The organism is Pseudomonas sp. P65(2024) (genome assembly GCF_057480955.1).
Genome location: NZ_JBLIYX010000006.1, coordinates 167,289 through 177,932, shown reverse-complemented (window position 1 = coordinate 177,932; position 10,644 = coordinate 167,289). Strand labels below are relative to the sequence as shown.

Here is a 10,644-nt window from a genome sequence, read left to right as displayed (position 1 = left end):
GCCAGCGAAATCATGACCATGTCGTACAGCGACATGGTCTGGTGGCTGGCGGAGTGACAAGGAGCAAGCCATGGCGAACACACAGGTGTTCACCCTCGGCGTCACCAGCGACCAGGCATTGGGCAGGTCCGTCGACAGCTTGCGTGGCCAGGTCGAGCGCCTGCGCAGGCAAGCGGACGGTACCCGGCTCGGGCGGTTGATCGGCGAGGTCATCCGCCTGGGGCTCGAGCTGGACAAGGTGGGCCAGGCCGAAAGGCAGCTGGATAACGACCAGGCATGGACACATAAGGCGCAGATCGACCGATTACGCCGTGAGGGGAACGAGGTCGAGCGCTTGCGCAGGCTTTACCTGTCACTTGGGCGCAAGCCGCTGGAACTGCGTGCGATGGCGGTGGCCTCGAGCGCGCCCACCGCCAAGGAGTCACCAGCCCCGACGTTGGAGCTGCGCAAGGCGGCCTTGCTGGAGGGGACGAGTCCCGCGCCACGGCCGGCCCGGGGTGATCCGCCCGAGGCGCGCAGCGCGGAGCAGGGGCGTGTGCCTCTGGAGTCGGCGAATGCGGGTTTGGCGGTGCTCAAGGCTGGAGCGGTCGGTGCCGGTACTGTCGCTGTAGCCGCTGGCACTGCCTGGGGAGCACGTTCGTATTATCAAAGCCGAACGTCCGAAAGACAAAGCGAGATCACCAAGGGCTTGAAGGAGAACGGTGGCAAGGCTGCCGCCAAGGGCCTCACCAAGCTTGGCTTGGTCATGCTCAAGGACAAGGGCGAGGACAAGGCCGAGGCCGCAGGCGCAGCGCTTGGAGGCGTACTCGGCAACCTGGGAGCGGAGCTCCTGGGCGGCCTGACCAAGAACAAGCAGATCCAGAAGTACGGTGGTGAGATCGGCGAAATGATCGGCGAAGGTGTCGGCGGATTTTTTGGCAAAAAAGTCTTCGGCTGGTTCTCCGATACGCCCGCCGCCAACGATGCACCAGGCAAGGACAAGGCCGCGGCTGACGCTTCAGCTCAACGTTCTGTCGATGCACCCGAGGGGACCGCCACGCCGTCAGAGCAGACCCAAAGCGCCGCACCCGAGAGCGCTGCTGCAACGCAAGAACGCCCCCCCGAAGGGCCCGCCAATGGCGCTCGGGAGATCGTGAAGGGCGGATTGATCGCGGCAGGCGCACTGGGCGGTACCGCGTTTGCCGCCTGGGGCGCGCGGACCTACCAAGGGCAATCTCCCGACCGACGCAGCGAGATCACCAGCGGTCTCAGGGAGAACGGTGGCAAGGCCGCCGCCAAGGGCGTCACAAAGCTTGGCCTGGCCGTGCTCAAGGACAAGAGCGAGGACCAGGCCGAGGCGGTAGGCGCCGCTTTTGGCAGTGTACTGGGAAGCTTTGGGGCGGAACTGCTCGGAGGTGTGACCAAGAACAAGCGGATCCAGAAGTACGGCGGTGAGATTGGCGAAATGATCGGTGAAGGTCTCGGCGGCCTGGCTGGCAAGACGCTCCATGGATTGTTCTCCGACAAGCCCACCGCCAACGACGCTCCTGCCGACAAGGCAAAGACTCCTGCCGCTCGCATGCCGAAAGCGGGTGACGATGCCGAGGAGCCGGAGGAAGAGGAGGAGGAAGAAGAGGTCGACGAAGCCGAGGACGAGGCGGCCTTCTTCGAGGCCCAGGAAGCTGTCCAGGACAGACCGCCAGCCGCCGCATCGGCAGCCAGCGCAGCCGGACTCGCCAGTACTGCATTCACGGGCCAGGTGGGCAGGGCGGTGGCCGGCAATGCCGGCGCCTCGGTGGCAAGGCGAGTGTTCAGGCGCATTCCTGGTGCCAACTTGCTCGACACCGGCCTGCAACTTGCCGAGACCTACAACAGCGACGCCCCCCCCGAGCAGAAACTCGAGGGATATGGCACCGCCGTCGGTGGCCTCGGAGGCGGTTTGGCCGGTGCTGCGGCAGGTGCCGCCATCGGTTCGGTGGTGCCGGTGATCGGCACCGCGATCGGCGGCCTGATCGGTGGCGTGCTGGGCAGCATGGGTGGTGAAAGCATCGGTGGCTGGCTGGGCAAGGCGCTAGGTTCGGGCAAGGAAGAGCTCGCCGCCAAGCCGGGCCTGGGTGAGGCAGCACGGGTAATGGATAGCCCTGCGCCACAGCCGCCGCTACCCGCGCCACCGGTAGCGACGGCCACGCCAGCGGTCCCGCCCGCGCCGATCAACCAGCAATTCACCTTCACCGCCAACATGCCGGTCACGTTCAGCAACAGCCTCGATGACCCTTCGGTGTTGCAACAGCTGGAGGCCATCGCCCGTCGCCAGCTCGAGGAACTCATGCGCCAGGCCCGTTCCGCGCAGTTGGCCGACACCCCACATATCGCACTTTAAGGAGGATCCATGACCTATCTGGAGCAGCTGCAAGCCACGCTGCACGCCCTGGTCAAGGCGGGAGAGGCAGGGCGTCGGCGTGCCGACGCCATGCTCGATCCGATGAACGACGCGATCGTCCATATACAGGGCGCGGTGGGTGAGCTGGAAGGCTTGCCGGTGGTCGGCCCGATCATCGGGGCCAAGCTGCAGCGCACCATGCGCGCAATCACCAACGCCCAGGCCCGGGTTGCCAAGGTGGTGGCCAAGTACGACCAGGCGGTGGCGGTGGTGCGCCAGGTGCGTGATCGCATCGACGGCTTCGCCGCCCATGCCGCCAAGGCCGGTGCGGCGATTCGCCGTGTGGTGGGGGAGGTGCGCTCGACCGTCAATGGCGTGCTGTCGACGCTGGGTTTCGCGCCCGAGGCGACGCCGGCCGCCGAAGCGGTCAAGCCGTTCCCGCACTTGCTGGTGCTGCAACCGCTCAAGGCGGGCGCGGCGCCGTACTACTTCAACCTGGACACCGCCGCCTTCGACCAGCTGCGCCGACAGACGCGCTTTCGCTGGGCCGGGCAGGAGCGCCTGAGCCGCGCGAACGCCCAGCAGGCGGTCAGCCTGGGCGAGGAGAGCATCAACATCCGTGGCGCGATCTTCCCCGGGTTCAAGGGCGGCCTGGGCCAGTTGCAGACGCTGCGCAGCATCGGCCGCCAGCTGCTGCCGCTGTCATTGACCACCGGTTACGGCGAGGTGCTCGGCACCTGGTGCCTGACCAGCATCGAGGAGGAGCAGAGCGTCCTGCTGGCCGGCGGCATTCCGCGCAAACAAGGGTTTTCACTGGAGTTCGTGAGCTATGGCCAAGACCTGCACAACGTCTGAGGGCGACCTGCTCGATACGCTCTGCCAGCACTACTACGGCCACTTGGCCGGTACGGTCGAGGCCGTGCTGGATGCCAACCAGGGGCTGGCGGACGAGGCGCAGCCGTTTCGCGCCGGGGTGAGGATCCTGTTGCCGGAACTGCCGATGACGACGAGCGATACCGTGCAACTGTGGGACTGATCTGGAGCCTCAATCGTGCAACCCCAATTTCGTATCACCGCCGATGGCAACGATATTACCACCCTGATCAACGACCGTTTGCTGCTGCTGCGCACCACCGACAAGCCGGGCCTGGAGTCCGATGAGTTCGAACTGCGCCTCGATGCGCGGGACGGCGTCCTGGCCTTGCCAGCCAGGGGCGCAATGCTCGAAGTGCACCTGGGTTACGCCGGGCAGCCATTGAACCGCCTGGGCCGCTACACCGTGGACGAGGTCGAGCTGTCCGGACCGCCGGACACCCTGGTGATCCGCGGCAAGGCCAGCGACCTGCGTGGCAGCGGCAAGACCATCCGCAGCGGCAGCTGGGAGAACGCGACGCTGCAGCGCATCGTCGCCGAGATCGGTGCCCGCAATGGCTGGCAGGCGGTGTGCCCGGTGGCCGTGCAGGTGCCGCGGGTCGACCAGTACAGCGAGTCGGACTTCAACTTCATCACCCGCCTGGCGCGCCTGCACGACTGCACCGCCAAGCTCGCCAACGGTCAGCTGCTGGTGCTGCCGCGCCAGGGCGGTCAGAGTGCCAGCGGCAAGCCCCTAGGGGTGATCGGCATTGCCCGCAACGAGGTCAGCCAGTGGCAGTTTCGCCTGGCTGACAAGAGTACCCACAAGGCCGTCAGGACCCGCCACCAGGACAGCGCCAGCGGGCGCCTGCAGGCGGTGGAACTGGTCAATGACGATGCGCCGGACGGCCTGCAGCCGGTCTACACCGACCGCCACCTGTACCCCAACCGCGCGGCGGCGGAGCAGGCAGCCCGCGCCCGGCTGGCCAGCTTCAACCGCGACACCGCCAGCGTGCGCCTGGACATGCCCGGGCGCACCGACCTGTTCGCCGAGCGCGGCATCGAGATCAGCGGCTTTCTCGCCGGGCTCGACGGACCCTACCTGGTGGAGTCGGTCGAGCAGGTGTTCACCAGCAGCGGTTGGCGCACCACGGTGCAGTGCAATGGTGGCAAGCAAGGCAAGGCCAAGGTCAAGGGGCCGGCACCGCGCCGAGCAGGCGCGGTGAAAGCCTAGCGCGCCTTTCACTGGTGCGGGCAAGGCATGACGCGTTGAGCGTAGCAGCGGGCTTGCCCCCCGAACACCGGCAAGTCTGGTGCCATGCACCGCGACGACGGCGTCGCGGGCCAAGCCCGCTCCGATGCTGCGCCTGAGTCTTGTTGCGCAGCCCATCCGAATCCGGAGCCTCCATGAAACCCAGTCTACTCAGCGCCCAACTGGCGCTTTGCCCAAGCTTGGGCGACACCGCCGTGGTCGGCCTCGACCTGGCGGCGATCGACAACCTCGCACCAAAACCCCAGCCGACCGCCTGCCTGCTGCTGACTGGCGAAGAGGCCGACCGCAACGACCTGCAGAACGCCACGCGGCAGAACCTGCGCGAGCGCTTCGAGGTGCTGTTGCTGCTCGACAGCAGCGCGCAGGGAACCGCCTCGGCCCTCGAACGGCTCGACAACCTGCGCGCCGAGCTGTGGTTGGCGCTGGTCGGTTGGAGACCCGCCCCCGGCCGCGAGCCGGTGGAATACGCCGGTGGCGAATTGCTGCGCTGCGACACGCGCCGTGTGCTGTATCGCCATCGTTTCATCGCCCCGCTGCAGCTCGGCCGCAGTCGGGCCAGCGAGCCCGCCGAGACCTGGCATGAACGCCAGCTCGACCAGCTGCCGCCGTTGTCCGGCGTCACCGTACGGGTCGACGCCATCGATCCGGCGGACCCGAACCTGCGTCAGCCAGGCCCCGACGGGCGCATCGAAATGACTTTCCAAGGAACCTTCAACCCATGACAGCACGCATCACCGTGATCCCGGCCACTGGCCGGGCGGTGCCGGATCCGCAATCCGGCGACCTGCTGCCCGCCGAGGGCCGCGATGTGCCGGACACCGTCTGGTGGCGCCGCCGCCTGGCGGATGGCGATGTGATCCTCAAGGCCGCCGAGGCGGTCAAATCTCAGGGAGCGAAATAATGTCGGTCGGATTCAGCAACATCCCCGCGGACATCCGTGTTCCGCTGTTCTACGCCGAGATGGACAACTCGGTGGCCAACAGTGCCTCTTCCAACCTGCGTCGGCTCATCGTCGCCCAGGTCAACGATAACGTCGGCGCCGAGCAGGCCGGCAAGTTAGTACTTGTACCAAGCCTGGCGGTGGCCAAGCAGATCGGCGGCCAGGGTTCGATGCTGGCGGCCATGTACGAGACCTGGCGCAAGGCCGACCCGCTGGGCGAGATCTGGTGCCTGCCGCTGCGCAACAGCGAAGGTGCGGTGGCCAAGGCCGAGGTCAAGGTCGAAGGCAGTGCCACCGAGGCGGGACTGGTCAACCTCTACGTGGGCGGCGTTCGGATCCAGGCCGGTGTGCTCCTGGGCAGCACCGCCGCCCAGGTGGCCAGCGCCCTGGCGCTGAAGATCAACGCCAGCCCCGATCTACCGGTGACCGCCTTGGCCAGCGCCGGCGTGCTGAGCCTGAGCTGCAAGTGGACCGGAGACAGCGGTAACGACATCGCCCTGCAGCTCAACCGTCTTGGCCTGAGCAACGGCGAGCAGACCCCGGCCGGCCTGGTGTTGACCGTCACCGTATTCGCCGGCGGCGCCGGCGTGCCAGATCAGGTCCAGGCCCTGGCAGCAGTGGGTGACGAGCCCTTCGAGTTTATCTGCCTGCCGTGGTCCGACAGCGCCAGCCTGGATGCCTGGAAACTGGCAATGGACGACAGCGCCGGTCGTTGGTCCTGGAGCCGTCAGTTGTATGGCCATGTCTATGGCGCCAAGCGGGGCACCGTCGGTACCCTGGTGGCCGCCGGCCAACTGCGCAACGACCAGCACGCCAGCCTACTGGCGGTCGAGCGCGGCGCGCCGCAACCGGTTTGGTTGCACGCGGCCAGTTTTGCCGCACGCTCGGCGGCGTTCATCAGTGCCGACGCCAGCCGCCCGACCCAGAGCGGCACCCTGCCAGGCCTGGAGCCGGCGCAGGCCAGCGAGCGCTTCAGCTTGAGCGAGCGCCAGTCGCTGCTCAGCTACGGCATCGCCACGGCGTACTACGAAGGTGGCTCGCTGCGCATCCAGCGGGCGATCACCACCTACCAGAAGAATGCCTACGGTCAGCCGGACAACTCCTATCTGGACAGCGAGACCCTGCATCAGTCGGCCTTCATCATCCGCCGCCTGCAGGGCGTGATCACCAGCAAGTACGGCCGTCACAAGCTGGCCAGCGACGGCACCCGCTTCGGCGCCGGCCAGCCGATCGTCACCCCGAGCACCCTGCGTGGCGAGTTGATCGCCCAGTACGCCAGGCTCGAACAGGAAGGGCAGGTGGAAAACGCCGAGCTGTTCGCCGAGCACCTGGTGGTGGAGCGTTCGAGCACCGACCCGAGCCGGGTCAACGTGCTGTTCCCGCCGGATTACGTCAATGGCCTGCGCGTGTTCGCGCTGCTCAACCAGTTCCGCCTGCAGTACGAAGACGCCGCCTGAGCCGCGTCCACCACCACCCAACCCGGCCCGCCCTGAGCGGGCCCGTTTTTATGGAGAGATGCCATGGGGCAGAAAATTGCGGGCACCTGCTACGTCAAGGTCGACGGTGCCCAACTGACCATCAAGGGCGGCTGCGAGGCACCACTGATGGAAGTGAACCGCACCACTCTGGTGCCTGGGTACTACAAGGAAGAGGAGCGACGCCCGTCGCTGAAGGTCACCGCGCTGCATACACCTGACTTCCCGCTGAAGAAGCTGGTCAACGGTACCGATATGACCATCACCTGCGAGTTCAGCAACGGCCGCGTCTATGTGCTGGCCGGTGCCTACCTGGTGGGCGAGCCGGTGAGCAAGGGCGACGACGCCGAAGTGGCTCTGGAGTTCGATGGCATCAAGGGGAGCTGGCAATGACCCAGGTACTCAAGCTCAGCGTGCCGCTGGAGGCTCACGGCGAAGTGCTCCAGGAGCTGGCCCTGCGCCGGCCGACGGTGCAGGAAGTGCGCGCCATCAAGGCGCTGCCGTACCGCATCGACAAGAGCGAGGAGGTCAGCCTGGACATGGATGTGGCGGCCAAGTACATCGCCGTCTGTGCCGGCATTCCGCCGTCGTCGGTCAACCAGATGGACCTGGCCGACCTCAACACCGCCAGCTGGGTCGTCGCCGGTTTTTTCATGAGTGCGGCGTCACCAGCATCGGCGCTCTGATCGCCATCGCCTACGACCTGGCCTGGTTCTGGCGGGTGGACCCCGAACGGATTCTGGCCAGGCCCCTGGACGTGCTGCGGGAATCCCTGGAGCACGCGCAACGGATCAATGCGATGCAGCAGGTACCATGATGGCAGATCAACTACAGCTCAATTCGCTGGTGCTCGACGCCCGGCGCCTGGCGGTCAACCTGGTGCAGGTCAACCAGCAGGTCAGCCAGGTGGTGGCCCAGACACCCAAGGTCGAGGGGCTTTCCGATGCCCTGGAGAAGAGCAAGCTCGGCGAGCTGGACATTGGCGCCTTGCTCAAGGGGGAGGGCCTTGCGGCACCGTTCGTCAGTGGCATCAAGGCTGCCCTGGCGTTCGAGCAGCACATGCACGACCTGCAACTCGGGCCGGTCAAGGATGACCCGTTGGAGAACACCGGTCTGCAACGGGACGCGCTGGCGCAAATGCTGCCCGAGGCTGGCGTGCGGCAAGGCCAGGAAAGCCTCGAGCAGCTGCAAGGGGCGATCAAGGGCGTGACCCTGGCCTTCGGCCTGGCGTTGCTGCCGGCCTTCACGGCGGTGGCCCAGGCTTTGAAACCGCTGATCCAGGGCGTGGCCAGCCTGATCGTGGCCCACCCGCAACTGGTCGAGGGCGTTGCCGCTGCAGCGGCAGCCTTCACCGGCCTGCGAGTAGCGGCAACTTTGGCGCTGCTGGCATTCAATGCCACGCCCATCGGCCTGGTGGTCTCCGCCGTGGCCCTGGCGGTGGGGCTGATCGTGGCGTACTGGGAGCCGATCTCGGGCTTCTTCGCGGCAGTCGGCGAGCGTGTCGGCGCGGTTTTCCAGGCTATGGGGGCGGCGTTCGAGGCGCTTTTGCAATGGGACCCAATGGCGACGCTGCAGAGTGGCTGGAGCGCGCTGAGCGGTTTCTTCAGCGAACTCTGGGCGTCGACCCTGACGGGCCTGCAAAGCGCCTGGGGCATGCTCAAGGCGGTGCTGGCCTGGAGCCCGGTGGCACTGCTGTACAACAACTGGGGGAGTGTCGCGGGCTGGTTCGCCGATCTCGCAGGCCGGGTACAGTGGGCGTTCGCGCTGGCTTGGCAGGGGCTGCAGGCCGTGCTGGCCTGGAATCCACTGGTGCTGCTGTACGACAACTGGGGCGCCATCGTTGGCTGGCTGGGTGATCTGGCGGGCCAGGCCCTCGGTGTGCTGGCGCAAGGTTGGTCGACAATCGCCGGGCTATTCGAATGGTCGCCTCTAGCGGTGCTGAGCACGGCCTGGGGGACGGTCAGCGGTTTCTTCGGCGAACTGTGGGGCCAGTTGCTGGAGGGCATGGCGCCGATTCAGGATGCGCTGGCCAATCTGTTCACCGGCTCTCCACTGGAATGGCTGCAGCAATGGACTCCGGTGGCGGCCTGGCTGGGCGACTGGTGGGCGAAGCTTGCACCGATTGTCGAGCCGATCCGGGCGTTCTTCAGCGGCGCGTTTTCCGCCGTCTTCGATACTTTCGGCAAGCCGGGAGGCGACCAGCAGCCCGTAGCAGCGCCCGTCGGCGCTACACCTCTCAGCAGTCCGCTGGCTGGCGAAGGTGGCAGCGGACTGGTGCAGCAGACCGCCGAAGCCCGGCGGACATACCTCGACGGCAGCCTGCTGCTGCGTTTCGAGAACCCGCCCCCCGGCCTAGCGCTGGTCACCAGCCAGAGCAATCAACCCGGGCTGAACATCCGCTCCAACGTGGGCGTGCGTTCCCTGTCGCAAGGAGGTACCTATGAATCGTGACTGGACCGAGAGCCTGCTGCCGGCGAGCTTCGCTGGGGTCAAGTTCTGGGTCGAAAAGGCCAGCGTGCCGGTGGGGCGCAAGGGTGCATTGCACGAATACCCGCAGCGCGATCAGGCGTACTTCGAGAGTCTTGGCCGCCAGGCCCAGGTGCACGAGCTGACCGGCTTCATCGTCGGCGCGGACTGCTTCGCCCAACGTGACCGCCTGCTCGCCGCGCTGGCCAAGGGTAGCGGCGAATTGCTGCACCCCTGGTTGGGGCGGTTGCAGGTCAAAGTGGGCGAATGCACCCTGAGCCATGAGCGCAAGGCGGGCGGGATGGCCAGCCTGGTCATGAAGTTTCACCCGAATACGCCGCTCACCTACCCGAGTGCCCAGGTCAACACCCGGCGCCAGCTGGAGCAGGCCTCGCAGTCGTTGCTTGAAGTCGCCTTGGCGCGGTTTCAGGCGGCCATGACCCAGGTCGATCGGGCGCGGGTCAACCTGCAGGCCCTGCGCAATCGCCTTTCCGGTTTCTACAACCTGGTCAACCAGCAGCTCAAGCCGCTGCTGGTGACGCTCGGCAGCCTCGGCGCGCTGGTGGATTCGCTGGTCAATGCGCCAGGGGTACTGGGCGCGTTGCTAGGTAACTATTTCAGCGACCTGCAAGGCAGCCTGGGCAGCTTCGGCGGTGCCTCCTCCGATGCGCCGGGCAGCCCAGCTGCCGCCTTGAACCAGGCGCTGGGTCGTGGTTATCGCGGCGTGCTGGCCAGCGCCACGCAACAGGCCGAAGCGGCGGCCGCGCTAGACACTCCGCCGCCGGGTGGCGGCAAGGATACCCAGCTCACCGCCCAGGCTTTGGGCGATTTGCTACAGGCGGCGATACTTGTGCAACTGGCGTTGCTGTTGGCGCGCATGCCGGTGAGCCCGCGCAGCGAATCCCTGCGCGAGACGCCGCCGCTGGCCGTGCAGCGCGTGCGACCGGTCGAGCGCGCTCAGGTGCCGGTGGCCGACGATGTGCGGGCCTTGCGCGAGCTGCTCGACGAGGTGATCTGGCAGGCCGCGCTCAAGGCCGACGCGGTCGACTACCAGGCCTTGAGCGACCTGCGTCGGCAACTGGATGCGCACCTGGACGCCGTGGCGGCCTCGGGCGTAAGTCTGGTCACGGTGCGGCCCGAGCAGCCGCTGCCGGCGCTGGTGCTGGCCTATCGGCGTTTCGCTGACGCCACCCGGGCCGGCGAGATCGTCCAGCGCAATCGGGTGCGTCACCCAGGCTTCGTGCCGTCGCAGCCGTTGCAGATGGCGAGGGACTGAACC

11 protein-coding genes are annotated in these 10,644 nt (G+C 66.9%); all 11 read left to right on the top strand.

The genetic code is table 11. The features are described from left to right. Positions 1-70: 70 nt before the first annotated feature. The 11 genes from AC25MA_RS11565 (at position 71) to AC25MA_RS11515 (ending at position 10,641) form a co-directional block, all read left to right on the top strand. Complete coding sequence (locus tag AC25MA_RS11565) at positions 71-2,359, top strand: hypothetical protein (protein ID WP_028690636.1); 2,289 nt, start codon at positions 71-73, stop codon at positions 2,357-2,359. Between the two features lie 9 nt (positions 2,360-2,368). Further along, the gene (locus tag AC25MA_RS11560; protein ID WP_028690635.1) at positions 2,369-3,214 is read left to right on the top strand and encodes a phage tail protein; all 846 of its coding nucleotides are present in this window, start codon (positions 2,369-2,371) and stop codon (positions 3,212-3,214) included. Next, positions 3,189-3,395 carry a tail protein X gene (locus AC25MA_RS11555; RefSeq protein ID WP_028690634.1) on the top strand — a complete coding sequence of 69 codons (207 nt, stop codon included), beginning with the start codon at positions 3,189-3,191 and terminating at the stop codon, positions 3,393-3,395. The genes AC25MA_RS11560 and AC25MA_RS11555 overlap by 26 nt, the downstream gene beginning before the upstream one ends. A gap of 15 nt (positions 3,396-3,410) precedes the next feature. After that, positions 3,411-4,445, top strand: a complete 1,035-nt coding sequence (locus AC25MA_RS11550; protein WP_028690633.1) for a phage late control D family protein — start codon at positions 3,411-3,413, stop codon at positions 4,443-4,445. Positions 4,446-4,618: 173 nt separating this feature from the next. After that, positions 4,619-5,206 carry a phage tail terminator protein gene (locus AC25MA_RS11545; protein WP_028690632.1) on the top strand — a complete coding sequence of 196 codons (588 nt, stop codon included), beginning with the start codon at positions 4,619-4,621 and terminating at the stop codon, positions 5,204-5,206. Next, entirely contained in the window at positions 5,203-5,385 is a 183-nt protein-coding gene (locus tag AC25MA_RS11540) for a DUF2635 domain-containing protein (RefSeq protein ID WP_028690631.1), read from the top strand. The genes AC25MA_RS11545 and AC25MA_RS11540 overlap by 4 nt, the downstream gene beginning before the upstream one ends. Continuing rightward, positions 5,385-6,881 carry a phage tail sheath subtilisin-like domain-containing protein gene (locus tag AC25MA_RS11535; RefSeq protein WP_486972038.1) on the top strand — a complete coding sequence of 499 codons (1,497 nt, stop codon included), beginning with the start codon at positions 5,385-5,387 and terminating at the stop codon, positions 6,879-6,881. The genes AC25MA_RS11540 and AC25MA_RS11535 overlap by 1 nt, the downstream gene beginning before the upstream one ends. Positions 6,882-6,944: 63 nt before the next feature. Beyond that, positions 6,945-7,292 carry a phage tail tube protein gene (locus tag AC25MA_RS11530; protein ID WP_011535205.1) on the top strand — a complete coding sequence of 116 codons (348 nt, stop codon included), beginning with the start codon at positions 6,945-6,947 and terminating at the stop codon, positions 7,290-7,292. Continuing rightward, on the top strand, positions 7,289-7,585 hold the full coding sequence (locus AC25MA_RS11525) for a phage tail assembly protein (protein WP_028690629.1): 297 nt from the start codon (positions 7,289-7,291) through the stop codon (positions 7,583-7,585). Before AC25MA_RS11530 ends, AC25MA_RS11525 begins: the two co-directional genes overlap by 4 nt. A gap of 130 nt (positions 7,586-7,715) precedes the next feature. Next, complete coding sequence (locus tag AC25MA_RS11520) at positions 7,716-9,350, top strand: phage tail tape measure protein (RefSeq protein WP_486972037.1); 1,635 nt, start codon at positions 7,716-7,718, stop codon at positions 9,348-9,350. After that, positions 9,340-10,641, top strand: a complete 1,302-nt coding sequence (locus AC25MA_RS11515; RefSeq protein WP_486972036.1) for a DNA circularization protein — start codon at positions 9,340-9,342, stop codon at positions 10,639-10,641. The genes AC25MA_RS11520 and AC25MA_RS11515 overlap by 11 nt, the downstream gene beginning before the upstream one ends. Positions 10,642-10,644: the final 3 nt, after the last annotated feature.